The organism is Nocardia sp. NPDC051929 (genome assembly GCF_044548645.1).
GTDB classification, from domain to species: Bacteria; Actinomycetota; Actinomycetes; order Mycobacteriales; family Mycobacteriaceae; genus Nocardia; species Nocardia sichangensis.
On record NZ_JBIUCG010000002.1, the window covers coordinates 358761 to 382384 of the forward strand.

At 69.6% G+C, this 23624-nt stretch carries 22 protein-coding genes; 13 read left to right on the forward strand and 9 right to left on the reverse strand.

The genetic code is table 11. The features are described from left to right. The first annotated feature begins 13 nt into the window (after positions 1-13). The 8 genes from infB to truB all read left to right on the forward strand — a co-directional run bounded on the left by infB (position 14) and on the right by truB (position 9405). Positions 14-3037: a translation initiation factor IF-2 gene (gene infB / locus ACIHAX_RS03825; protein WP_364426981.1), complete on the forward strand. Its 3024-nt coding sequence runs from the start codon at positions 14-16 to the stop codon at positions 3035-3037. Between the two features lie 74 nt (positions 3038-3111). After that, a complete protein-coding gene (locus ACIHAX_RS03830; protein WP_067810001.1) occupies positions 3112-3402 on the forward strand; it encodes a DUF503 domain-containing protein in 291 nt (96 codons plus the stop codon). Between the two features lie 88 nt (positions 3403-3490). Continuing rightward, the gene (gene rbfA, locus ACIHAX_RS03835) at positions 3491-3934 is read left to right on the forward strand and encodes a 30S ribosome-binding factor RbfA (protein ID WP_355070094.1); all 444 of its coding nucleotides are present in this window, start codon (positions 3491-3493) and stop codon (positions 3932-3934) included. Positions 3935-3947: 13 nt separating this feature from the next. Further along, positions 3948-4949, forward strand: a complete 1002-nt coding sequence (locus tag ACIHAX_RS03840) for a bifunctional oligoribonuclease/PAP phosphatase NrnA (protein WP_397275655.1) — start codon at positions 3948-3950, stop codon at positions 4947-4949. A gap of 472 nt (positions 4950-5421) precedes the next feature. Continuing rightward, positions 5422-6747, forward strand: coding sequence for an MATE family efflux transporter (locus tag ACIHAX_RS03845; protein ID WP_397275742.1), 1326 nt, complete (start codon positions 5422-5424; stop codon positions 6745-6747). 58 nt (positions 6748-6805) lie between these two features. Continuing rightward, entirely contained in the window at positions 6806-7765 is a 960-nt protein-coding gene (locus tag ACIHAX_RS03850) for a metallophosphoesterase (protein WP_356961411.1), read from the forward strand. A gap of 57 nt (positions 7766-7822) precedes the next feature. After that, positions 7823-8491: a 4'-phosphopantetheinyl transferase Npt gene (gene npt, locus ACIHAX_RS03855; protein ID WP_355070100.1), complete on the forward strand. Its 669-nt coding sequence runs from the start codon at positions 7823-7825 to the stop codon at positions 8489-8491. Next, the gene (gene truB, locus ACIHAX_RS03860) at positions 8491-9405 is read left to right on the forward strand and encodes a tRNA pseudouridine(55) synthase TruB (protein ID WP_397275658.1); all 915 of its coding nucleotides are present in this window, start codon (positions 8491-8493) and stop codon (positions 9403-9405) included. Before npt ends, truB begins: the two co-directional genes overlap by 1 nt. 204 nt (positions 9406-9609) lie before the next feature. Here truB and ACIHAX_RS03865 read toward each other — a convergent pair whose 3' ends face one another. The 3 genes from ACIHAX_RS03865 to ACIHAX_RS03875 are packed head-to-tail and all read right to left on the reverse strand — an operon-like array spanning position 9610 to position 11748. Continuing rightward, positions 9610-10275, reverse strand: coding sequence for a GntR family transcriptional regulator (locus ACIHAX_RS03865; protein WP_397275660.1), 666 nt, complete (start codon positions 10273-10275; stop codon positions 9610-9612). Next, complete coding sequence (locus ACIHAX_RS03870) at positions 10262-10993, reverse strand: maleate cis-trans isomerase (protein WP_397275662.1); 732 nt, start codon at positions 10991-10993, stop codon at positions 10262-10264. The genes ACIHAX_RS03865 and ACIHAX_RS03870 overlap by 14 nt, the downstream gene beginning before the upstream one ends. A gap of 14 nt (positions 10994-11007) precedes the next feature. Beyond that, a complete protein-coding gene (locus ACIHAX_RS03875; RefSeq protein ID WP_356961417.1) occupies positions 11008-11748 on the reverse strand; it encodes an Asp/Glu/hydantoin racemase in 741 nt (246 codons plus the stop codon). A gap of 86 nt (positions 11749-11834) precedes the next feature. On the opposite strand from ACIHAX_RS03875, the gene ACIHAX_RS03880 reads away from it, so the two are divergent. Continuing rightward, positions 11835-12800 carry a D-2-hydroxyacid dehydrogenase gene (locus ACIHAX_RS03880; protein WP_397275664.1) on the forward strand — a complete coding sequence of 322 codons (966 nt, stop codon included), beginning with the start codon at positions 11835-11837 and terminating at the stop codon, positions 12798-12800. Between the two features lie 12 nt (positions 12801-12812). Beyond that, complete coding sequence (locus tag ACIHAX_RS03885) at positions 12813-14213, forward strand: amidase (protein WP_364426960.1); 1401 nt, start codon at positions 12813-12815, stop codon at positions 14211-14213. A gap of 47 nt (positions 14214-14260) precedes the next feature. Here ACIHAX_RS03885 and ACIHAX_RS03890 read toward each other — a convergent pair whose 3' ends face one another. Next, positions 14261-14755, reverse strand: coding sequence for a DUF3830 family protein (locus tag ACIHAX_RS03890; protein ID WP_364426957.1), 495 nt, complete (start codon positions 14753-14755; stop codon positions 14261-14263). Positions 14756-14814: 59 nt separating this feature from the next. Then, on the reverse strand, positions 14815-16056 hold the full coding sequence (locus ACIHAX_RS03895; RefSeq protein ID WP_355070116.1) for an aminotransferase class III-fold pyridoxal phosphate-dependent enzyme: 1242 nt from the start codon (positions 16054-16056) through the stop codon (positions 14815-14817). A 134-nt stretch (positions 16057-16190) separates the two neighbouring features. Between ACIHAX_RS03895 and ACIHAX_RS03900 the strand changes: the two genes are divergently transcribed. Both ACIHAX_RS03900 and ACIHAX_RS03905 read left to right on the forward strand, forming a co-directional pair. Next, entirely contained in the window at positions 16191-17663 is a 1473-nt protein-coding gene (locus ACIHAX_RS03900; RefSeq protein WP_355070118.1) for an NAD-dependent succinate-semialdehyde dehydrogenase, read from the forward strand. Positions 17664-17673: 10 nt separating this feature from the next. Next, positions 17674-18756: a tartrate dehydrogenase gene (locus ACIHAX_RS03905; protein WP_355070120.1), complete on the forward strand. Its 1083-nt coding sequence runs from the start codon at positions 17674-17676 to the stop codon at positions 18754-18756. 272 nt (positions 18757-19028) lie between these two features. On the opposite strand, the gene ACIHAX_RS03910 is transcribed toward ACIHAX_RS03905, so the two are convergent. From ACIHAX_RS03910 to ACIHAX_RS03925, 4 genes are all read right to left on the reverse strand, one after another. Further along, on the reverse strand, positions 19029-19697 hold the full coding sequence (locus ACIHAX_RS03910; protein WP_355071001.1) for a metal-dependent transcriptional regulator: 669 nt from the start codon (positions 19695-19697) through the stop codon (positions 19029-19031). Between the two features lie 210 nt (positions 19698-19907). Next, positions 19908-20402 (reverse strand): hypothetical protein, encoded by a 495-nt coding sequence (locus tag ACIHAX_RS03915; RefSeq protein WP_397275668.1) that lies wholly within the window; start codon positions 20400-20402, stop codon positions 19908-19910. Further along, the gene (locus ACIHAX_RS03920; protein WP_397275670.1) at positions 20399-21586 is read right to left on the reverse strand and encodes a PLP-dependent aminotransferase family protein; all 1188 of its coding nucleotides are present in this window, start codon (positions 21584-21586) and stop codon (positions 20399-20401) included. The genes ACIHAX_RS03915 and ACIHAX_RS03920 overlap by 4 nt, the downstream gene beginning before the upstream one ends. 1 nt (position 21587) lies before the next feature. Next, positions 21588-22067 carry a cupin domain-containing protein gene (locus ACIHAX_RS03925; protein WP_355070126.1) on the reverse strand — a complete coding sequence of 160 codons (480 nt, stop codon included), beginning with the start codon at positions 22065-22067 and terminating at the stop codon, positions 21588-21590. Positions 22068-22470: 403 nt separating this feature from the next. On the opposite strand from ACIHAX_RS03925, the gene ACIHAX_RS03930 reads away from it, so the two are divergent. Further along, a complete protein-coding gene (locus ACIHAX_RS03930) occupies positions 22471-23442 on the forward strand; it encodes a bifunctional riboflavin kinase/FAD synthetase (RefSeq protein WP_355070128.1) in 972 nt (323 codons plus the stop codon). The last annotated feature ends 182 nt before the right edge of the window (positions 23443-23624 follow it).

Here is a 23624-nt window from a genome sequence, read left to right on the forward strand (position 1 = left end):
AGTGAGGAGAGCAGTGGCAGGCAAGGCCCGCGTGCACGAGTTGGCAAAAGAACTCGGTGTCACGAGCAAGGAACTACTCGCAACGCTCAAGGAGCAGGGCGAGTTCGTGAAGTCGGCGTCCTCGACGGTGGAAGCTCCCGTCGCCCGCCGGCTGCGTGAGTCGTTCGCGGCGAAATCCGCCCCGTCCAACGGCAACAAGCCGGGTGCACGCCCCGGACCGTCCGGTCGTCCGGCCCCCAAGCCCGCGGGCGGAGGCCCGCGTCCAGGTCCCCGTCCGTCGGCGCCCACTCCGGCGCCCACCGCGCAGGAGACCGCGGCCCCGGCCGCGCGTACCGGTGAATCCCCGGCCGTGAAGCCGGGCCCCGCCGCGCGTCCCGGACCGGCCCCGGCGCCCAAGCCCGCCGCCCGGGAATCGATCAACCCGCAGGCCGCCGCGGCTTCGGGCGCGAGCGCGAGTTCCGCGCCCGCTCCGGCCGGTCCGCGTCCGACGCCGGGCGGCCCGCGCCCCGGGCAGCAGCAGCGTCCCGGCGGCCCCGGCCAGGGTGGACATCGCCCGGGTGGCGCGGCTCCCGGCCCGCGTCCTGGGCCGAAGACCCCGCGCGTCGGTAACAACCCCTATTCCTCGGCTCCCGAGCGTCCCGCGCCGCGTCCGGCCCCCGGTCAGGGTGGCCCGCGTCCCGGCCCGTCCCAGGGTGGTCCGCGTCCCGGCCCCGCTCAGGGTGGTCCGCGTCCCGGTCCGTCCCAGGGTGGTCCGCGTCCCGGCCCCGCTCAGGGTGGCCCGCGTCCGGCGCCCGGCCCTGGTGGTCCGCGTCCCGGCGGCCCGCGGCCGAGCCCCGGCTCGATGCCGCCTCGTCCGAATCCCGGCGCGATGCCGTCGCGTGCGGCGCGTCCCGGCGGCGCCGGAGGCCCCGGTGCGGGTCGTCCCGGTCGTCCCGGTGGCGCCGGTGCCGGTCGTCCCGGTGGCGGCGGTGGCGGCGGCTACCGCGGTGGCGGTGGCGGCGCTCCCGGTGCGGGTGCGGGTGCGCCCGGTGCCGGTGGTGCGGCCGGTGGCTTCCGCGGTCGTCCCGGTGGTGGCGGTGGCGGCGGCGGTCGTCCTGGCGGTCCCGGTGGCCGCGGTGGTGCGGCAGGCGCGTTCGGCCGTCCCGGTGGCGCGCCCCGGCGTGGCCGCAAGTCGAAGCGGCAGAAGCGGCAAGAGTACGACTCGATGCAGGCGCCCGCCGTCGGCGGCGTGCGGCTGCCGCGCGGCAACGGCGAGATCATCCGGCTCGCTCGCGGCGCGTCGCTGTCGGACTTCGCCGAGAAGATCGATGCGAACCCGGCCGCGCTGGTGCAGGCCCTGTTCAACCTCGGTGAGATGGTCACCGCGACCCAGTCGGTGAACGACGAGACCCTCGAGCTGCTGGGCAGCGAGATGAACTACGTCGTCCACGTGGTCAGCCCCGAGGACGAGGACCGCGAGCTGCTGGAGTCGTTCGACCTCACCTACGGCGAGGACGAGGGCGGCGAGGAAGACCTCGAACAGCGTCCGCCGGTGGTGACCGTCATGGGTCACGTCGACCACGGTAAGACCCGCTTGCTGGACACCATCCGCAAGGCGAACGTCCGCGAGGGCGAGGCAGGCGGCATCACCCAGCACATCGGCGCCTACCAGGTGCTCACCCACCTCGGCGACGAGGACCGGCTGATCACCTTCATCGACACCCCGGGTCACGAGGCGTTCACCGCCATGCGCGCCCGTGGTGCGAAGGCCACCGACATCGCGATCCTGGTGGTCGCAGCCGACGACGGCGTCATGCCGCAGACGGTGGAGGCGATCAACCACGCGCAAGCGGCCGACGTGCCGATCGTCGTGGCGGTCAACAAGATCGACAAGGAAGGCGCCAACCCGCAGAAGGTGCGTCAGCAGCTCACCGAGTACGGCCTGGTCGCCGAGGAATACGGCGGCGAGACCATGTTCGTCGACATCTCCGCCAGGCAGAACATCAACATCGATGCGCTGCTCGAGGCGGTCCTGCTGACCGCGGACGCGGCGCTGGACCTGCGGGCCAACCCGGACATGGACGCGCAGGGTGTGGCCATCGAGGCGCACCTCGACCGTGGCCGCGGCCCGGTGGCGACCGTGCTCATCCAGCGCGGCACCCTGCGGGTCGGCGACTCGATCGTGGCGGGAGACGCCTACGGCCGAGTGCGCCGGATGGTCGACGAGCACGGCGACGACGTCGAGGCGGCGCTGCCGTCGCGGCCGGTTCAGGTCATCGGCTTCACGTCGGTGCCCGGCGCGGGTGACAACCTGCTCGTGGTCGACGAGGACCGGATCGCCCGGCAGATCGCCGATCGGCGCAACGCGCGCAAGCGCAACGCGCTGGCCGCACGCAGCCGCAAGCGGATCAGCCTGGAAGATCTGGATGCCGCGCTGAAGGAAACCAGCGAGCTGAACCTGATCCTCAAGGGCGACAACTCGGGTACGGTCGAGGCCCTCGAAGAGGCGCTGCTCGGGATTCAGGTGGGCGACGAGGTGCGGCTGCGGGTGATCGACCGCGGCGTCGGTGGCGTCACCGAGACCAACGTCAACCTCGCTTCGGCGTCGAACGCGATCATCATCGGATTCAACGTCCGCGCCGAGGGCAAGGCGACCGAGCTGGCCAACCGTGAGGGCGTCGACATCCGGTACTACTCGGTGATCTACCAGGCCATCGACGAGATCGAGAAGGCCCTCAAGGGCATGCTCAAGCCGATCTACGAAGAGGTCGAGCTGGGGCGGGCCGAGATCAGGGCGATCTTCCGTTCGTCGAAGATCGGCAACATCGCCGGTTGCATGGTCACGTCGGGCTCGGTCAAGCGCAACGCCAAGGCGCGCCTGCTCCGGGACAACGTGGTGATCGCCGAGACGATGTCGATCTCGTCGCTGCGCCGGGAGAAGGACGACGTCACCGAGGTCCGCGAGGGCTTCGAATGCGGTATGACGGTCACCTACTCCGACATCAAGGAAGGCGACATCATCGAGGCCTACGAACTGCGCGAGAAGCCGCGCGACTGATAGACCGAGACGAGTCCGGGCGCCGCGCGAAGTGCGCGGCGCCCGGCGGGTCTTCCTGACTGGGGAGGGTGTGGGTGTACCTGGGTGCACTGGAGTTCGACCTGCTGCTCGGCGATGTGCATTCACTGAAACAGAAGCGCTCGGTGATCCGGCCTATCCTGGCCGAATTGCAGCGTTTCGGTGTGAGTGCCGCCGAAGGCGGGGAACACGATCTATACCGTCGTTCGCTGCTGGGCGTGGCCATGGTCAGTGCGGGCATGGATCATCTGACCGAGGTGCTGGACAAATGTGAACGGCACGTCGCGGCCCGTCCGGAGTTACAGTTGCTGGCGGTGCGCCGCCGAATCTTCGGGCCCGAGGACTGACCGCGGCGCAGCGACGGAGCTCGGGTGGCGGCCGCGAGCCACGCTCCGACCGCCATCGAACAGAGTTGATAGTGAGGAGGAAACGGCCATGGTGGATCAAGCCAGGGCACGCCGACTCGCCAAGCGGATCTCCTCGATCGTCGCGACCGCGATCGAATACGAGGTGAAGGACCCGCGGCTGCGTTTCGTGACCGTGACCGACGCCAAGGTGACCGGCGATCTCCGGGAGGCGACGGTGTACTACACCGTGATGGGTGAAACCCTCGACGCCGAACCGGATTACGACGGTGCGGCGGCCGGACTGGAGAAGGCCAAGGGAGTTCTGCGCTCCAAGGTGGGCGCGGGAACCGGGGTGAAGTTCACCCCGACGCTGGCATTCGTACTGGACACCGTGCCCGACGCGGCACGGCAGATGGAGGAACTGCTCGCCAGGGCGCGGGCCGCGGACGACGAGGTCGCCAAGGTGGCCGCCACCGCCAGGCCCGCGGGCGACGCCGACCCATACAAGATCGAACGCGACGCCGACGAGTGACATGCGGTAGTCGATGACGACGATGCGAGAAACGGCCGGCTTGGACACGGCCGTGGCGGCGCTCGACGCCGCGCGCTCGGTGACCATCGTCTGCCATGTGCAGCCCGATGCGGACACCATAGGAAGTGGTCTGGCGCTGGCGCTGGTGCTGCACCGGCGCGGCGTCCCGGTGCAGGTGTCGTTCGCCGAGCCGGCGGAATTGCCCGTATCGATGCGGTCGCTGCCCGGCGTAAGGCACCTGGTGGCGCCCGCCGAAGTGCGCGCCGAGGTCGACCTGCTGGTCGCGGTCGACTGCGGCAGCGCGGGCAGGCTCGGTGCGCTTGTCGACCGATTGTCCGGTGCCGCAACGACACTGGTGATCGATCACCATCGGTCGAACACGAGGTTCGGAGCGATCAACGTGGTCGATCCCGCCGCGGAGTCCACCACGAGCCTGATCGCGCGAATGCTCGACGCGTGGGGTGTGCCGATCGATGCGGACGTGGCGCATTGCCTGTATGCCGGTCTGGTCACCGACACGGGCTCGTTCCGGTGGGTGCGGCCGGGTACCCACGAACTGGCGGAGCGGCTGCTGGCCACCGGAATCGACGGCGCGCATATCGCCCGCACCTTGATGGACACGCACCCGTTCGGATGGCTGCCCATGTTGGCGCGGGTGCTCGGGACGGCGCAGCTCGTCCCGGAGGCGCGCGGCGGCGTCGGATTGGTGTACGCGTTCGTGCGGCGCGACGACATCGACGACGTGCGTTCGGAGGAAGTCGAGAGCGTCATAGATATCGTGCGCACGACCGCCGAAGCGGGAATCGCCGCGGTGTTCAAGCAATCTCGTGTGGTGCCGGATCGGTGGACGGTATCGCTGCGCTCACGGGACAGCGGAGCGTGTGCGGGCGACGGGGTGGACGTCGCAGAGGTGGCCACGACACTGGGTGGTGGTGGGCATCGCTTCGCGGCCGGGTACACCGCACACGGCGCGCCCGAGGACCTGATCGGCGCGCTGCTGACCGCGCTCGGATGATCGTGTTCGATCATCGGCGAATGCCGGGTCGGCTCTCACCAAAACGTTCCGGTCCGACGGGTTTTCGAGTGCTGAGGCCGAATTCGTCGTCCGGACGGGTCCGCGGGTCGACCGGGGCGGTGTGCGGATGCGGCGCACTCCTGGCATGTGCGGGGCGCCCCGCGTTCGTGCCCGGTGCCCTGCGGGCGCCTGCCTGTCGAGTGGCGCGGGAAGTCGAGCCGGTTCGCCCGCCGCGCCATCCGAACCTGGTTCGGCGTCGTGCCACACATCCGGAATCACCGGTGATGCGACCCTCTCCGCGACCGGAGCCGGACGCCGCCGAGTTTGTCGGTGGGCCGTGCCAAGGTGGGAGCCGGATCGCAACGACGGTGGTATCGAAGGACGACATGCGGGGGAGGTGTTCGTGAGCGCGCGGGGTTGTAGTGGGGCGGATATCGGTGACCCGGTCCTGCGCGCGAGCGAGCCGGAAACTATCGACCGGGCCGCCGCCGCCGGGCCCAAACGCATTCTCGGCCTCGCGTTGCCCACCCTCGGTGTGCTGGTCGCCGAACCGATCTACCTGTTGTTCGACTTGGCCGTGGTCGGCAGGCTCGGCGCGCTCGCGCTGGCCGGGCTCGCCGTGGGCGGGTTGATCCTCGCGCAGACGAGTTCGCAGCTGACCTTCCTGTCCTATGGCACCACCGCGCGCTCGGCGCGCCGTCACGGCGCGGGCGACCATCAAGGAGCCGTCGCCGAGGGCGTGCAGGCCACGTGGATCGCGGTGGCCGTCGGCGTCGCGATCCTGCTGCTGGTCCAAGCGTTCGCCGTGCCGGTGACCAGCGCCATCGCGGGCGGTGGTGACATCGCGGCGCAGGCGCTGGACTGGGTGCGGATCGCGCTGTTCGGCGTGCCGCTGATCCTGATCTCCATGGCGGGGAACGGGTGGCTGCGTGGCGTCCAGGAGACGCGCAGGCCGTTGGTCTACGTCGTCGCCGGACTCGGGGTGTCGGCGGTGCTCTGCCCGGCGCTGGTGCACGGACTGTTCGGCGCACCGCGCCTGGGTCTGCCGGGCTCGGCCGCGGCGAACGTGGCGGGTCAGATCGTCACCGCGGTCCTGTTCCTGAACGCGCTGATCCGCGAGGCGGTTTCCCTCGCCCCGCATTGGTCGGTGATGCGTGCCCAGCTCGTCCTCGGACGCGACCTGATCGTCCGCAGTTTCGCCTTCCAGGCGTGCTTCGTCTCGGCAGCTGCCGTCGCCGCGCGTTTCGGCGCCGCGTCGGTAGCGGCCCACCAGTTGGTGCTGCAACTGTGGAACTTCCTGGCGCTCGCCCTGGACGCGCTGGCCATCGCCGCGCAGACGCTCACGGGCGCGGCTCTGGGCGCGGGTGATGCCACCGGCGCCCGAGGGATCGCCCGGCGCGTGACCCGCTGGTCGGAGATCTTCAGCCTGGGGCTCGCCGCCTGCTTCGCGGCGGGGGCGGTGGCGATCCCCGCGCTGTTCACCGATGACCCGTACGTGCTGGAGCGCGCGCACGTGGTGTGGTGGTTCTTCGTCGCGCTCATTCCGGTGGCGGGCATCGTCTTCGCGCTCGACGGCATCCTGCTCGGAGCCGGTGACGCGGCCTACCTGCGCACCACCACGCTCGGAGCGGCCCTGCTCGGCTTCCTGCCCGCTATCTGGTTGTCGCTGGCCTTCGACTGGGGCGTCGCCGGAATCTGGTCCGGCCTCGCCGCGTTCATGCTGTTGCGGCTGATCGCCGTCGCGGGGCGGGCGCTGTCGGGCCGGTGGGCCCTGGTCGGCGCCGAAGTACCGAGGTGAGCGACACCCGGCTCGGCCGGTGCGCGCGAATCCGAAACGATGTGCCAAGGTAGGTGTGGTGATACCCAAGTTGATGGCGGTGAGCGACATTCATGTCGGGCACCAGGGGAATCGGCCGGTCGTCGAGCAGATCAAGGCGGACTCGCCGGAGGACTGGCTCATCGTGGCCGGCGACGTGGGGGAGAAGACCGAGGACATCCGGTGGGCGCTGGAGCTGCTGCGCCGTCGGTTCGCCAAGGTGATCTGGGTGCCGGGCAATCACGAGCTGTGGACGACGGCCAAGGACCCGGTGCAGATGGTCGGGGTGGCACGCTACGACTACCTGGTGTCGATCTGCCGCGACCTGGATGTGTTGACGCCGGAGGATCCGTTTCCGGTGTGGCAGGGCGCGGGCGCGGAAGAGCACGGCGGAGCGGTCACGCTGGTTCCGATGTTCCTGTTGTACGACTACTCGTTCCTGCCGGAAGGAGCCACCACCAAAGCGGAGGGCCTGGCGATCGCGCGTGAGCGCAACGTGGTGGCCACCGACGAATTCCTGCTCTCGCCGGATCCGTACCTGACCAGGGACGCGTGGTGCCACGCCCGGGTGCAGGTGACCAAGCGCAAGCTCGACGCGCTCGCCCCGGGCACCCCGATCGTCCTGATCAACCATTTCCCGCTGGTGCGGCAGCCGACCGACGTGCTGTTCTACCCGGAGTTCGCGCTGTGGTGCGGCACCGAACTCACCGCGGACTGGCACACCCGCTACAACGTGGTCTGCTCGGTCTACGGTCACCTGCACATCCCGCGGACCTCGCACTACGACGGCGTCCGATTCGAGGAGGTCTCGCTCGGCTACCCGCGCGAGTGGCAGCGCCGCGGCCTGCCCGAGCGATTGCTGCGCCAGATCCTGCCGACCCCGCAGTATCCGCCGGGCACGCTGAACAAGTGGGGCGGACACTTCCAGGTGACTCCCGAGATGGAAGCCGCCGCCGCGGAGATGCGCAGCAAAGCGCAGCAGCGGCGCGGGCTGGCGTAGTCCCACGCACATGGCGCTGCGATCCCACCCGGTGCGGCTCGACTACGCTCGTCGGTGATGATCGAGAACATTCTGCCCGCGGGTGTGGCCTCGGCCGAGTTGCTGGCGTACCCGGAGGATCTGCGGCCGCATCCGGCGGAGGAGCATCTCATCGCCAAGTCGGTGGAGAAGCGGCGCCGTGACTTCATCGGCGCGCGGCATTGCGCCCGCCTTGCGCTCACGCAACTCGGCGAGCAGCCGGTCGCGATCGGCAAGGGCGAGCGCGGCGCTCCGGTGTGGCCGCGCGGAATCGTCGGCAGCCTGACCCACTGCGACGGCTACCAGGCCGCCGCGCTCGGTCACAAACTGCGGTTCCGTTCCATCGGCATCGACGCCGAGCCGCACGCCACCCTGCCGGACGGCGTACTGGACTCGGTCAGCCTGCCGCCGGAGCGGGAATGGCTGAAGACCACCGAGTCCGAATTGCACCTGGACCGGTTGCTGTTCTGCGCCAAAGAGGCCACCTATAAGGCGTGGTTCCCGCTGACGCTGCGCTGGCTCGGCTTCGAGGACGCGCACATCACGTTCGAGATCGAGGACAGCTCCGCCGCTTCCGGGCGCGGAAGCTTCCATACCGAACTGCTGGTGCCGGGGCAGACCACCGACGGCGGCACGCCGCTGATCGCGTTCGACGGTCGTTGGCTGATCACCGACGGGTACATCCTGACCGCGATCGCGCACGTCTGATGGACGGACTCGGCGGGCTGCTCGTCATCGACAAGGCCGGTGGCTGGACCAGTCACGACGTCGTCGCGAAATGCCGGAAGCTGCTGCGCACCAAGAAGATCGGCCACGCGGGCACGCTCGATCCGATGGCGACCGGTGTGCTGGTGCTCGGCGTGGAACGCGCGACCAAACTGCTCGGCCTGCTCACCCTGACCACCAAGGCGTACACCGCGACCATCCGGCTGGGGCAGGCGACCAGCACCGACGACGCCGAGGGCGAGGTGCTGGCCACGACACCGGCCGGTCATCTCGCCGACGCCGACATCGCCACGCGCACAGCCGAACTGACCGGGAACATCGAGCAGGTGCCCGCCACCGTCAGCGCGATCAAGGTGAACGGCGAACGTGCCTATGCCCGCCACCGTGCGGGCGAGGACGTGCAGTTGGCCGCCCGCCCGGTCACGGTGTCGCGGTTCGACGTGCTCGCGCGGCGCGATGTCGGCGATTTCGTCGACCTGGACGTGGTGGTCGAATGTTCCTCGGGCACCTACGTGCGCGCGCTGGCCAGAGACCTGGGCGCCGGGCTCGGCGTCGGCGGCCACTTGACCGCGTTGCGCCGCACCGGCGTCGGGCCGTTCACGCTCGAGCATGCACGCACCTTGGACGATCTGGCCGCCGCCGCTGAGTCCGGCGTGCCGCCACTGAGCCTCGATATCGATGCCGCGGTGCGAACGGCGTTCCCGCGCCGCGACATCGATGACAAGCAGGCCGACGACCTGCGCAACGGACGCTGGCTCGCTCCGGCCGGAATGCCCGGCGTCTACGCCGCCATCGATCCGGAAGGCCGCGCTATCGCACTGCTCCGGGAATCCGGTAATCGCGCGTCCTCGGTGATGGTCGTCCGCCCCGCCAATCTCCCGGGCGATAGTGGTTGACCACCTCGCGGCGCTTGCTCGGCACTGTGCAATGCTCGCACCTGCCCGTGCCGCAGGATTCGAGCCTCGTCTGCTGATTTCCGTGACCGGCTCCGGCCCGCCGAGGGCGTTCATCGCATAACCACCGCCGCAAGGAAATTCGCGCAGTGTGGGAAAGTCGCCTGCGGCGGCAGTGGCCGGGTAGCGGTCGCGGTGAGTCGGCGTTCAGGAGCCGATCTGGTGCCGGAGGCGTTGCACGGCGTCGTCCATGTGCTCGACGAGCAGAGCGCGGGCGCGCGCGGGGTCGCCCGCGCCGATCGCGTCGCGCAGGCCGATGTGTTCGCGGGACTGTTCCCGCAGGTCCGGATAGGTCGTCTGCAAGGCGCCCAAGCACATGCGCGTCTCGATCAGCAAGGTGCGAGCCGCGCGTACCAGCCGCGGACTGGCCGCACTCTCCACCAGCGCCTCGTGGAAGGCCTGGTCGGCCTCCGACACGCCGACCGCGTCGCCGCGTTCGGCGCACGCGATCATCTCCTCGACGCTGGGACCGAGCGCCTCGTAGGCGATGGGGCGGCGACCGTCCAGGATCAGCTCCAGTGCGCCGCCCTCCAGTGCCGTCCTGGCCCGGTAGATGTCGACGACGTCGTCGAGGCTCAGTTCGATGACGAAGATGCCGCGGTGGCGGATGCTGCGCAGCAGACCCTCGGACACCAAGCGCTGCATCGCCTCGCGCACCGGCCCGCGCGAGACCGCGAACCGCGCCGCGAGGTCGGCCTCGCCGAGCTGCGACCCTGGCGCGAGACTGCCGCGCATGATCGCCTCGCGGAGCCGATCTGCGATCATCTCCGCGGTCGACTGCCGGTTCACCGGCTCGAAATCAATGACGGACATCGATCTGCCTTTCCGCGAACAAGGTCCCGAATCCGGGAACGACCGGCTCGGCGCCGGCCAGCCGCAGCCCTGCCCAGATCGTGACCTGATTGGCCGTCAGCACCGGTTTGCCCAGCGTAGCCTCCAGGTCCGGCAGCACCGCCACGGTGTGCATCGCGGTGTCGGGGATGAGCAGCGCCTCCGCGTCGGGATGGTCGTTGTCCGCCGCCAGCCGCAGCACCTGGGCCGGGGTGAGGGTGCCGACCTCAGCGGCGGTGTCGATCCCCGCGCTGGACATCGAGACGACGTCGATGCGCGCGTCGGCGAGGAACTCCACGAACAGCCGGGCGACCTCGTCGGGATAGCTGGCGGCGACCGCGACGGTGCGCAGGCCCAGCGTGTGCACGGCGTCGGCGAACGCGATGCTGGTGCTGGTCGCCGGGACGCCCGCGACCTCGGCCAGCGCGCGCACCTGATCGCGCGCGCCCTCGGGTCCGTAGACGAAACTGCCCGACGTGCAGGCCCAGACAATCGCGTCGGGGCGGTGCCGGGCGAGCAGCGAGGCGCCGAGGCGCAATTTCTCCGGGCTGCCCAGTTCGAGCAGTTCGGGGACGGCGTGCAGATCGGTGCCGTAGATGTGGGCCACCGGAAGGTGCGCGCCGAGCGCTGCCGCCGCGAGCGGGTAGTCGTCCTCGGCCGCGTGGTCGGGGTAGATGAAACCGACGGTGGGTGCGTGCATGTGATGTTCTTCCTTCAGAAAACGTTGAGCAGCCACTTGCCCGGGCCCATCATCGGGAGCTTCATCCGGCCGAGACATGCCCACATGGTGAGTTGGTTGGCGGTGAGCACCGGCTTGCCGAGGGCTTTCTCCAGCGGCTCGATCACGTCGTACGTGGGCAGGTTGGTACAGCTGACGAAGACGGCCTGGGCCTCGGGGTCGTCGGCGCCGACGATGCGTTCGGCGATCGTGCGATAGCTGACCTTCCAGATGCCGCCGCCGAGCCCGAGGTGATCGGAGCGGACCACCGTGCAGCCGGCTTCGGCGAGGAACTCGTGCAGCCGGTGGGTGAGGATCTCGTCGTACGGGGTCAGTACCGAGATCCGGGTGAGGTCCAGATGGCGGATCGCTTCGAGCAACGCGCCCGAGGTGGTGACCGCGTCCAGCGCCCCGGCACGGCAGATGGTGTCGCGCAACGACTTCTCGTAGGCGAGGCCTTTGATGAAACTGCCCGATGTGCACAGGTAGGCCACGACTTCGGGTTCCACGTGCAGGACGTTGCGTGTGGCCGCGGTGAGATGCGCCGCGTCGGAGACCAATTCGGCCATCTCCAGCGACACCGGAACCGGTTCGTAGGGGGTACGGGCCAGGTGCAGACTCACCTCCAGAGGCGCCCAGCGCCAGAGCTCTCGTTCGAGGGCGAGGTCGAACGGTGCGATGATCCCGATACCCCGTTGTGCAACGGGCCCTTCGAGGTCGGGAAAGCTCAAATCCACTACGGCCCCTCTCGCGCTCAGCCGGGACGACCTCCGAACACGATCGGATTGTTGACAATCATACGATGTGATCTTAGTGTGTCAATGTGGAACAGGGCCCGATTGTCGTCGTCCTGCACAGTGAGAGTGTGCCCGACGACGAACGAATGGACCGAGTAGCAGGCCGCGCCACCATCCGGTACACCGAGGCGCCCGGGTTGGCGAACGCCCTGCGCGGAGCGGAGATCTTGTTCGTCTACGACTTTCGCACCCGGGCGCTGCCCGGCGCCTGGCATGCCGCCGACCGGCTGCGCTGGGTGCACATGGGATCCACCGGCGTCGATCCGGCGATGTTTCCCGAACTGCGGGCGAGCGACGTGGTCGTGACCAACACCAGAGGCGTCTTCGACGCCGCGATCGCCGAGTACGTGCTCGGGCAGATTCTCGGTTTCGCCAAGGACCTGTCCGGTTCGTTGCTGCTGCAACAACGGCACGAGTGGCGGCATCGGGAATCCGAACGGGTCGCGGGGTCGACGGCGCTGATCGTGGGCACCGGCTCGATCGGGCGTCATATCGCCCGATTGCTGCGCGCGGTCGGCATGACCGTGCGCGCCGTCGGCAGGCGGGAGCGCGCGGCGGACCCGGATTTCGGCGAGGTCACCACCGATCTGCACGCTGAACTGGCCCGCGCCGATTACGTCGTCGCGATCGCTCCGCTCACCGAGCGGACCAGGAACATGTTCGACGCCGCCGCTTTCGCCGCGATGAAGCCGCACGCCAGGTTTGTCAACGTCGGCCGGGGGGAACTCGTTGTGACCGACGATCTCGTCGCCGCGCTGCGCACCGGATCGATCGCCGCGGCGGCGCTCGATGTGGTGGACCCCGAGCCGCTCCCCGCCGATCACCCCCTGTGGGAACTGCCGAACGTCCGGATCACCCCGCACAACTCCGGTGACTTCATCGGATGGCGCACCGAGATCGTCGACGCGTTCACCGAGAACTTCGACAACTGGATCGCCGGACGTCCGCTGGACAACGTGGTCGACAAAAGGCTGGGGTATGTGCCCGGCTGAAGGAGCCCATCCATGAGCTACCCCGAAAAGAACCAACCCACCGACCCGACCGCCATGACCGCGGTCGAGCTGGTCTCGGCCTACGCGGCGGGCGCGCTGTCGCCCGTCGAGGCGACCGAGGCGATCCTGCGCGCGATCGCCGATCGCGACGGCGCGCTCAACGCCTTCTGTCTGGTCGATCCCGATCGCGCCCTGGTGCAGGCGAAGGACTCCGAGGCGCGCTGGCAGTCCGGTCATGCCAGAGGGCTGCTCGACGGCGTGCCGATCTCGATCAAGGACGTCTTCCTGACCGAGGGCTGGCCCACCCGGCGCGGCTCCACGTCCATCGACCCGGCGGGACCTTGGCTGGTGGACAGTCCGGTGGCTGCGCGGCTGCGCGAGGACGGGATGGTCTTCCTCGGCAAGACCACCACCCCGGAGATCGCGTGGAAGGCGGTCACCGACAGTCCGCTGGCGGGTGTCACGCGGAATCCGGCCGACCCGTCGACCACCGCGGGCGGCTCCTCCGGCGGCAGCGCCGCGGCCGTCGCCGCGGGCATGGGCCCGGTGTCGGTGGGCACGGACGGCGGTGGCAGCGTGCGCATTCCGGCCGCCTTCTGCGGCATCGTCGGCTTCAAGCCCACCTACGGCCGGATTCCGCTGTTCCCGGCCAGCCCGTTCGGTCCGCTGGCGCATGCGGGACCGATGACGCGCACCGTCGAGGACGCGGCGCTGCTGATGGACATCCTGTCGCTACCGGATCCGCGCGATCCCACCGCGCTGGCTCCCACGCTCGCCGCCTTCCGCGCCGAAATGCAACGCGACGTGCGGGGATTGCGCGTGGCGTACTCACCTGCGCTCGGCTACGCCACGGTCGACCCCGAGGTCGCCGCGATCGTGGAAGCGGCGGTGACCCGGCTGGCCGACGCCGAACTCCGGGTGAGCGCCGCCGATCCCGGATTCGCCGATCCGCGCGAGGCGTTCGAGCTGCTGTGGGCGGCCGGCGCGGCCACCATGCTGTCCGGGTACCCGGAAGGTACGCGCGAACGGGTGGATCCGGGCCTGCGCGCGGTCTGGGAGCGCGGTGAAACCGTCACCGCCGTCGAGTATCTCGACGCGCGCAACGTCGCGGCCCAGATCGGTATCACCATGGGCGCCTTCCACAACGACTACGACATCCTGATCACTCCGACGGTGCCGATTCCCGCGTTCGAAGCGGGACACGACGTGCCACCGGGCAGCGGCCTGCGCAGCTGGCCCGAATGGACGCCGTTCACCTACCCGTTCAACATGACCCAGCAACCCGCGATCAGTATCCCGGCGGGCACGACTCGCGCGGGTCTACCGGTCGGGATGCAGATCATCGGCCCACGCCACTCCGACGATCTGATCCTCGCGGTAGCCCGCTACGCCGAATTCGTGCTGGCTTCCTGAAAGCGAATGGCCCCGCGGAAGACCGCGGGGCCACTCGTCACCGTCGCTCAGGCGCGGGCGAAGACGAGCGTCTCGCCCTGCACACCGTGCAACCACAGCGTGTTGCAGGCCGCGGCCATCTCGGCGAGCCCCTCCTCGATGGTGGCGAACACATTGCCCGGCACCCACCCGAGGTCGCCGTTGATCAGCAGATTGTTGCGGCCGTAGAACAGCGCGAGATCGGTCGCCCCGCGCTCGTGCTCGGCCGCGGAACCGGGCTCGTAGCCGTAGGCCGGATTGCCGATCTCCCACGGCTCGAAGTCGAACAGGCACACATCGCCGGGGATGGGCGTGACCGTCGGATTCTCCCGATGCGGGGCCGCGCCGATGCGCGGGAGCAGGGTGTACACCTCGTTGCGGGCGTACTTGGCGTGGAAGGCGTCGCCTTCCAGCGGCAGCGCGTTCCACACCGCGGCGCAGGTCTGCGGCGCTTCCTCGTCCAGCAAACGGGCGCGGCAGGTCACCGCGGCTTTGGTGAGCGTGATGGTGATGTAGCGGGCCATGCGGTCCTGCTTCCTGATCGGGCCCGCCGGGCGGGCACTGCGGACGGGTGGGGTGCGCGCTACAACTCGGCGAGCACCTCGGACCAGATCGCCAGAGCGTCCTCGATCTGAGTATCGGTCACGATCAGCGGCGGAATCATCCGCACCACGTTCATGTGCGCGCCGCAGGTCAACAGCAGCAGTCCCTTGTCCACCGCCGCGCGCTGGGCGGCCGCGGCGGTGGCCGTGTCGGGCTCGCCGGTGGCCGTGGTGAACTCGGCGCCCACGAGCAGTCCGAGGCCGCGGACGTCGCCGATCGCCTTGGTGGCGCTCTCGCGCATACCGCGCAGCAGTTGCGCCCCTCGGGCGGCCGCGTTGTCCACCAGCCCTTCGGATTCGATCACGTCGAGCGTGGCGATCGCCGCCGCGCACGCCACCGCGTTGCCACCGTAGGTGCCGCCCTGCGAACCCGGCCACGCCCGCGCCATCAGTTCGCGCGGCGCCGCGATGCCGGACAGGGGAAAGCCGCTGGCCAGGCCCTTCGCGATGGTGATCACGTCGGGCCGGACGCCGAAGTGCTGATGCCCGAAGAACTTCCCGGTGCGGCCGAAACCGGTCTGGATCTCGTCGAAGACCAGCAGGATGCCGTGCCGGTCGGCGCGTTCGCGCAGCCCGTGGAAGAACTCGGTGTTGCCGGGGACGTAACCGCCCTCACCGAGCACCGGCTCCACGATGAACGCGGCGGTCTCGGCGGGCGAGGTGAGCGTGGCGAACAAGTAGTCGAGTTCGCGCAGCGCGAAGGCGGTGGCCTCCCGCTCGCTCCAGCCATAGCGGTAGGCGGTGGGGAAGGGCGCGACGTGCACGCCCGGCATGAGCGGGCTGAACCCGGCCGAGAAGCGGGTGCCCGAGGTGGTCATGGTCGCGGCGGCCACGGTGCGGCCGTGGAAACCGCCGTGGAAGACGACGACGTTCGGCCGCCCGGTGGCCTGGCGCACCAGTCGCAGCGCGGCCTCGACCGCCTCACTGCCGGAGTTCGCGAAGAACAGCGTGTCCAGTCCTTCCGGAAGCACCGCGCCGAGCCGTTCGGTCAGCTCCAGCAGCGGCCGATGCAGCACGGTCGTGTACTGGCCGTGGATCAGCGAAGCGACCTGTGCCTGCGCGGCGGCGACCACTTTCGGATGGCAGTGGCCGGTGCTGGTCACGCCGATGCCGGCGGTGAAGTCCAGGTAGCGGCGTCCGTCGGTGCCGTAGAGGTAGCACCCCGCGCCGTGGTCGACGGTCACCGGAGTGGCCTGTTTCAGGATGGGCGAGAGCTCGGTCATGGTGGTTCGCCTCCCGGTGCGGGTGGGATGGAGGGTCATTGTCTATTGTCGGATTGTCGACAATATGCATAACATGGCCGCACGGGTCGCAGCAATGGCCGGACGCTGCGCGCTGCCGAAAGGAGCCACCGACCATGCTCACCGAAAGCGCGCTGAGCGCGCCCGAACGCGCCGCGATCGACACGGTGCCGCGCGGCTTGTTCGTCCAGGGGCAGTGGCGGGCGACGACCCGCACGCTGCCGGTCTTCGATCCGTCGACGGGTGGACTGCTGTGCGAAGTAGCCGACGCGACGCCGGACGACGGTCGCGCGGCGCTGGACGCGGCGTGCGCGGCGCAGGCCGACTGGGCAGCCACCGCGCCGCGCGAGCGCAGCGATCTGCTGATGCGCGTGCATCGCGCGTTGCTGGCCGACACCGACCGGCTCGGGCTGATCGCGACCCTCGAAATGGGCAAGCCGCTGGCCGAGGCGCGCGGTGAGATCGCCTACGCCGCGGAGTTCTTCCGCTGGTTCGCCGAGGAAGCCGTCCGCCTGGACGGCGGGTACATGCCCGCGCCGACCGGCGGCTCGCGTTTTCTGGTGGCCCGGCAGCCGGTCGGTCCGAGCCTGCTCATCACGCCATGGAACTTTCCCGTCGCCATGGGCGCGCGCAAGATCGCGCCCGCGCTCGCCGCGGGCTGCACCTGCGTCGTGAAACCCGCGGAGCAGACGCCGCTTTCGATGCTGGCGCTGGCTCAGGTGCTGGCGGACGCCGGGTTGCCGGCCGGGGTGGTCAACGTCGTCACGACGGCGGATCCCGCCGCGGTGATGACTCCGCTGATCCTCGACGACCGCTCGCGCAAGCTGTCGTTCACTGGCTCGACGGCGGTCGGCAAGCAGTTGCTCGCGCAGTGCGCGCAGACGGTGATGCGCACCTCGATGGAACTGGGCGGCAACGCGCCGCTGCTGGTTTTCGACGACGCGGATCTCGACGAGGCGGTCGAGGGCACGGTGGCGGCGAAGATGCGCAACATCGGTCAGGCGTGCACCGCCGCCAATCGGATTCTGGTTCAGCGCGGCGTCGCCGAGGTCTTCGCGCGCAGGCTCGCCGAGCGGCTGGCGGCCCTGCCGATGGGCCGGGGCACCGAGCCGGACGTCGTGGTCGGCCCGCTGATCGATACCGAGGCCGTCGCCAAGGTGCAGCGCTTGGTCGACGATGCCCGCGCCCGGGGGGCCGGGGTGCTCACCGGAGGGGCGGCCTGGGACGGACCGGGCACTTTCTATCCCGCGACCGTCCTGGTCGACGTCCCCGACGACGCCGAGTTGTGCCACACCGAGATCTTCGGACCGGTCGCCGCGATCGGCGTCTTCGACACCGAGGACGAAGCCGTGCGCCGGGCCAACGACACTCCCTACGGGCTGGTGAGCTACGTGTTCACCGAGAATCTCCGGCGCGGACTGCGGGTGTGCGAGGCGCTGGAAACCGGGATGGTCGGCCTCAACCAGGGCGTGGTGTCGAATCCGGCCGCGCCCTTCGGCGGCGTCAAGGAATCCGGGCTCGGACGCGAGGGCGGGCTGACCGGGATCGACGAATTCCTGGAGACCAAGTACATCGGAGTGCGACTGTGAAGGAGTGCCAGTGAGCGAGTACCGCATCGCCACCATCCCGGGTGACGGGATCGGAGTCGACGTCACCGCGGCGGCGGTACGTGTGCTCGACGCCGTGCTGCCCGGTCTGGCATGGACCGAATTCGACTGGTCGTGCGAGAACTACGTGCGCACGGGCGCCATGATGCCGCCGGACGGCGCGCAGCGGCTCGCGGGCTTCGACGCGATCCTGCTCGGCGCTGTCGGCTTTCCCGGTGTGCCCGACCATGTTTCGCTGTGGGGCCTGCTGATCCCGCTGCGCCGCGCTTTCGGTCAGTACGTCAACCTGCGCCCGGTGCGCCTGCTGCCCGGCACGGAATCGGCACTGCGCGGCCGGACCGCCGACGATCTGGACATCCTCATCGTGCGGGAGAACTCCGAGGGCGAGTACTCGCGGATCGGCGGCATCCACAACGAGGGCCGCCCCGACGAATTCGTGCTCCAGGAATCGGTGTTCACCCGCACCGGATGCGAGCGAATCATCCGCTACGCCTTCGAGCGGGCCGCCGAACGATCCGGGCGATTGTGCTCGGCGACCAAGTCGAACGGGCTCATCCATTCGATGCCCTACTGGGACAGTGTGTTCGAACGCGTCGGGACCGAGTATCCCCAGGTGCGGACGCGGCAGATGCACGTCGACGCGCTGGCCGCCGAAATCGTGCTGCACCCGGACCGGCTGGACGTGATCGTGGGCTCGAACCTGTTCGGCGACATCCTCTCCGACCTCGCCGCCGCGGTGACCGGCGGGCTCGGCTTGGCGCCGTCGGGCAACGTCAACCCCGAGCGCACCGGCCCCTCGATGTTCGAGGCCGTGCACGGCAGCGCGCCCGACATCGCCGGTCAGGGCATCGCGAACCCCGTCGCGCAGGTCCTCGCGGGCGCGATGCTGCTGGATCATCTCGGCGAGTCCGCCGCGGCGGCCGCGGTGGACCGAGCGGTGTGCGACGTGCTCGCCGCGGGGGAGGTCCGCACCCCGGACCTCGGTGGCACCTCGACCACCGACGAACTGGGCGACGCCATCGCCGCCCGCGCGGCCGAGTTGGTGCGTCCCGCCCTCGGGGCCGATCTGGGCTGAGCCCTCGGCCGGAACCCTTGAAACCGGGGGGTTCGGAAGCGGTCTGGGCGGGATCGTTTCGCCAGTTTTCGGGCATCAGGCTTCGCGGTGGTCATCTATCGCCGGGCTCGAGTCGTCGCGTGACCGGCGGAGGGCTGCGTGACCCCGGTCCTGCGCCATGCCGTTACCCAGTGCGGCACCGATGGCACGCCCGGCGGCGTCCGAGCCCGACGCTGCCCGCCGCATCCGCTACCGCCGGTTCGGCGGAGTGGGCCTGATCTGTGGAGCCCCGGTCAGGCGGTGAGCCAGATGGCCTCGGCGGCGGGGCGCCCGAGGTCGGTCGGTGATTCGGTGGCGCCGATGCGGATGGCGATGGTGCCCGCGAAGTCGCGGCGTTCGACGACGGCGATGGCGGTGTCCAGGGCGATGCCGACGGAGTCGAAGTAGCGCAGCATGTCGGGATCGGCGTCGGAGATGCGCGCGACCCGGCCGGATTCACCGGCATGGAAGTCGCTGAGCTGGCGCGCGGGCGGGGTGGGCACCGCGCCGTCCACCGACGGGATCGGGTCGCCGTGCGGATCGCGATCGGGGTATCCGAGTTTGGCGTCGATCCGGGCCATCAGCAGCTCGGAGACCGCGTGCTCGAGCACCTCGGCTTCGTCGTGCACCTCGTCCCAGCCGTAGCCGAGCTCGTTCACCAGGAAGGTCTCGATGAGCCGATGCCTGCGCACCATCGCGACGGCGGCTCGGCGGCCCTCCGGGGTGAGGGCGATCGCGCCGTAGCGGGCGTGCTCGACCAACCCTTGGTCGGCGAGCTTGCGGACGGCTTCGGACACGGTCGAGGCCGATACGCCGATCCGTTCGGCGAGCAACTTGGTGGTCACCTTCTCCTGCGACCACTCCTGCGCGGTCCAGATGACCTTCAGGTAGTCCTGGGCGACCGACGAGAGCACAGGCGCGATCGTCGCGGTACCGCCGTGCGCATCGCCCGGCGCCGGGGCGTCGGCCAACTCGCGTCGAGTGGCGATATCTCGTTTACCTGGCACATACCCGAGCTTAGGCACTGGCGCGCCGATACACACATCCTCGACCTGCCGTCGGCCGATCGACAGCGAATCGCTATTCGCCGTTCACCCATTTGGAAGCGGTGGACCGATGCCGGTCCGCCTGGGTCATACCGTTCTCGACAGATCCAGCGTGTTCCGATGCGCGGCCACGCCGTCGAATCGGCGACCGGCCAACCGGGCGGTCGCGGGCGCGCCGACCGGCTCGCCGGACAACTCGTAGAACGTCGCCGTGGCGCGTCCGGTGAAGTCGTCGCCGGTCACGTCGAGTTCGAAGGCGACGATCCCTTTGCGGACTACGGCGGGGTAGGTGCGATCGACGGTGAACTCCAAGAAGGCGCCGGTGACCCGGTTGCCCGCGCCGTGCCAGGTGCCCATGCCGTTGCTGTCGCTCGTGGCGCGATTGCCGTGGTCGGGATTCGATTGCAGCATCGTGCCGCCAGGGTGGAACTGCATCACGTGGTAGCCGAACGGAGCGCCGTCGGCGCGAACCTCCCAGGTGCCGAGCACCGGATGCCGATCGCTCGCGCTGTGTTCGTCGCCGGCACGAGTTGGCCTCTGCGCGATCACGCTGCGCTGCCGCCTCCGGGCCTGACCACTCATACCGTCTCCCCGCAGACGAACGCCAGTGCGGCGATGCCCCGATCGATGGCGTCGCGCGGCACGTTCGCGAAACTCAGCCGCATGGTGTTGCGGTGCTCGGTGATGTCGTCGGCGTAGAACGCGCTGCCGGGCAGGTACGCGACTCCGTGCCGCAGTGCCCGCGCCAGCAGCGCGTCGGCATCGAAACCCGGCGGCCCCTCGACCCACAGGAACATCCCGCCCTCCGGCTCGACCCACCGGAACCCGGCCGGGAAATGCCGCTCGAGCGCGACCGTCAACGCGTCCAACTTGGCCGAATAGGCGTCGACGACATGAGCGAGGTGCGCGGCCCCGTCCGGACTGCCGAGAAATTCGGCCGCAATCGCCTGGCAGTATGTCGAGGTCTGCATGTCGATGCCCTGCTTCAACGCGAGCACGGTCCGCAGCAGATCCGGGGGCATAACGGTGATCCCGACGCGGATCGCAGGAGCGAGAGTTTTCGACAGGGACGTGATGTACACCGAGTTGTCCGGGGCGAAAGACGACAACGCGGGCGGTGCCACACCGCGATAGCGCAGGTCGGTGTAGACGTCGTCTTCGATGACCAGCGTGCCGTGGCGGACGACGATCTCGGCGATTCGTTCGCGCCGATCGACGGGCATCGTCCGGCCGGTCGGATTCTGGAAAGTCGGCAGTAGGTAGACGAATGCCGTATCGTATCGAGCCAGGGCTTCTTCGAGCGCTTCCGGAACGATGCCGAATTCGTCGGACGGCACCGCCACGACGGTCGCTCCGTGGCTGCGGAATTCCTTGACCGCCGGGCCGTAAGTGGGGGTTTCGACCAGAACCACGTCCTGCGGGTCGAGCAGCGCCAAACACACGTTGTGCAATGCGCCGGAGCCGCCGGTCGAGATATGCAGGCGCTCGAGCGTGCACTGAATATCGCGGCCGTGCAGAAGGTTTCGGGCTTCGTCCAACAGCGGAGCGAATCCCCGGGTCATGCCGTATTGGAGGACGGCGCTGCCGTATCTGCCGATGACCGTTTGCGCCAGCGTCGCCACGAGCTCGCTCGGCAGCAGAGCGGGATCGGGCGCTCCGACCGCGAAGGACACCACGTCGGGGCGGCCTGCCAGTGCCGCGAAGATATCGTCGATGGGACCGCTGGTCACCTCGGCCGCGCCGCGGCTGCGTTTGCCGACGGCCATGTCAGGCGCCGGCCGGCCCGCGCCGCCGCAGGCGGGCAACGGCTTCGGGCACGTGGGCGTCGTACTCCGGCGTCAGCACCACGTCGTCGTTGAACAGGGGATCGGTCCGCATTTCCACCGCGACCAGGTCCTCGGCATCGTCGAGGTTCACCGCCACGTGCACGACGCCGTCGGGGATGTAGATGAACTCACCGGGACCGTGGAAATAGGGCGTCAGTTCCGGGCCGATCAAGGTGGCCGCTCGCCCGCGCAGGCAAACGACGACGATCTCGCTGTGCGCGTGATAATGCGCTTTCGACATCGCTCCCGGGGCCATGTTGACCATGCCCGCCGAAATGCCGGTGGCGCCACAGGTTTCCGTGGTGATGCAAGGAATGAGGCGTTGTCGTTGCCGTCCGATTGTTTCGGCCGCATCGGACGGTTTGATCACACGCACGTGCTTGACTGCGCTTTTCATGGCTACTCCGGGGCATTCCGTCATCGACGAATTGGACGCTAGACCATTCCCGCTGCTGGTGAGACCAGCTTGCGGGCCCGTGGAAAACCCGGGGTATATCGGCGCTTTCGCGAATCCGTCCGGTTAGTTTCCGGTGCGCGAAGACTTCCGCGGCGATGTCGCCGACCCCGACGTAGCGGCCCCGCGGCGCGCCGTCGTGCGACGGCCACGGCGACCTGCCGGTTATCCCACCGCCGCGGTTGCGGCACGAGTCGTGCCGCGGTTCGGATGATCCGACCGGTTCGCGGCGCGGCCGCGCGGCGCGCGACCTGCGCGCGGGGCCCTGGCGCGCTTCGCACCTCCACGTCGGCTCACGGCCGCGCAACCGTTGTGTGAGATCAGCACGCCCGAATACTGTTCGCTACCTGATTTGCGTAGGCTGCGCACTGTGCAGAGATGGCGAAGTCTCGACGAGGTGCCCGCGGACTGGGGGCGCTGTGTCCTCACGATCGGTGTGTTCGACGGTGTGCACCGCGGCCACGCGCAGCTGATCAGCCGGGCCGTGAAGTCCGCCGCCGCGCGCGGCGTGCCCGCGGTGCTGATGACGTTCGATCCGCACCCGATGGAAGTGGTCCGCCCCGGGTCGCACCCCGCGCAATTGACCACCCTGACCCGCCGCGCCGAACTGGCCGAGGAACTGGGTGTCGACGTGTTCTGCGTCATGCCCTTCACCCAGGAGTTCATGAAGCTGACTCCGGCGAGCTATGTCCACGACCTGCTGGTGGAGCGGCTGCACGTGGTGGAGGTGGTGGTCGGCGACAACTTCACCTTCGGCAAGAAGGCCGCGGGCACGGTCGAGACCATGCGCGAGCTCGGCAAGCGATTCGGTTTCGAGGTCGACGGCGTGACGCTGCTCGCCGAACACGCCGTGACCTTCTCCTCGACTTATATCCGCTCGTGCGTCGACGCGGGGGACATGGCGGCCGCCGCCGAGGCGCTCGGGCGTCCGCACCGGGTGGAGGGCGTCGTCGTACACGGTGACGGCCGCGGCAAGCAACTCGGCTTCCCGACCGCGAACGTCGCGCCGCCGATGCATGCCGCCATTCCCGCCGACGGCGTGTACGCCGGGTGGTTCACCGTGCTCGGCCCCGGCCCCACCATCGGCACCGTCACCCCGGGCGAGCGGGCCATGGCCGCCGTCTCGGTGGGCACCAACCCGACCTTCTCCGGACGCGCCCGCACGGTGGAGGCGTACGTGCTCGACGGCGAGGCCGATCTCTACGGTCAGCACGTCGCGGTGGACTTCGTCGAGCACATCCGGGGCCAGCGCAAATTCGACTCGGTGGACGAGCTCATCGAGTGCATGGGCCGCGACGTGGAGACCGCGCGCAAAATCCTCACCGCCGTCGACGCCCGCTGAGCGTCGGGAATTCCGAACTCGAGCGGATCGCTGTAGCGGCGGGTCTCGTGCTCGATCAGCGCGGGCGAGCGTCGTTGCCCGGATGGGACTCGGTCGGCCCGCGATTTCGGCGGGAAGATCCCGGTCCGGTAGGGTGGTCCCTCGGGTTTGCTGCGGTCCGCGGTGGCGCCCGCACCCGGGTA

Excerpts from the sequence above, each read along its gene's own strand:
- ACIHAX_RS03925 (WP_355070126.1), bottom strand. The coding sequence starts at position 22,067 with ATGACGGAATGCCCCGGAGTAGCCATGAAAAGCGCAGTCAAGCACGTG.
- ACIHAX_RS03900 (WP_355070118.1), top strand. The coding sequence starts at position 16,191 with ATGCTCACCGAAAGCGCGCTGAGCGCGCCCGAACGCGCCGCGATCGAC.
- ACIHAX_RS03915 (WP_397275668.1), bottom strand. The coding sequence starts at position 20,402 with ATGAGTGGTCAGGCCCGGAGGCGGCAGCGCAGCGTGATCGCGCAGAGG.
- ACIHAX_RS03840 (WP_397275655.1), top strand. The coding sequence starts at position 3,948 with ATGACGACGATGCGAGAAACGGCCGGCTTGGACACGGCCGTGGCGGCG.
- ACIHAX_RS03870 (WP_397275662.1), bottom strand. The coding sequence starts at position 10,993 with ATGCACGCACCCACCGTCGGTTTCATCTACCCCGACCACGCGGCCGAG.
- rbfA (WP_355070094.1), top strand. The coding sequence starts at position 3,491 with ATGGTGGATCAAGCCAGGGCACGCCGACTCGCCAAGCGGATCTCCTCG.
- truB (WP_397275658.1), top strand. The coding sequence starts at position 8,491 with ATGGACGGACTCGGCGGGCTGCTCGTCATCGACAAGGCCGGTGGCTGG.
- ACIHAX_RS03895 (WP_355070116.1), bottom strand. The coding sequence starts at position 16,056 with ATGACCGAGCTCTCGCCCATCCTGAAACAGGCCACTCCGGTGACCGTC.
- ACIHAX_RS03890 (WP_364426957.1), bottom strand. The coding sequence starts at position 14,755 with ATGGCCCGCTACATCACCATCACGCTCACCAAAGCCGCGGTGACCTGC.
- ACIHAX_RS03865 (WP_397275660.1), bottom strand. The coding sequence starts at position 10,275 with ATGTCCGTCATTGATTTCGAGCCGGTGAACCGGCAGTCGACCGCGGAG.
- npt (WP_355070100.1), top strand. The coding sequence starts at position 7,823 with ATGATCGAGAACATTCTGCCCGCGGGTGTGGCCTCGGCCGAGTTGCTG.
- ACIHAX_RS03885 (WP_364426960.1), top strand. The coding sequence starts at position 12,813 with ATGAGCTACCCCGAAAAGAACCAACCCACCGACCCGACCGCCATGACC.
- ACIHAX_RS03920 (WP_397275670.1), bottom strand. The coding sequence starts at position 21,586 with ATGGCCGTCGGCAAACGCAGCCGCGGCGCGGCCGAGGTGACCAGCGGT.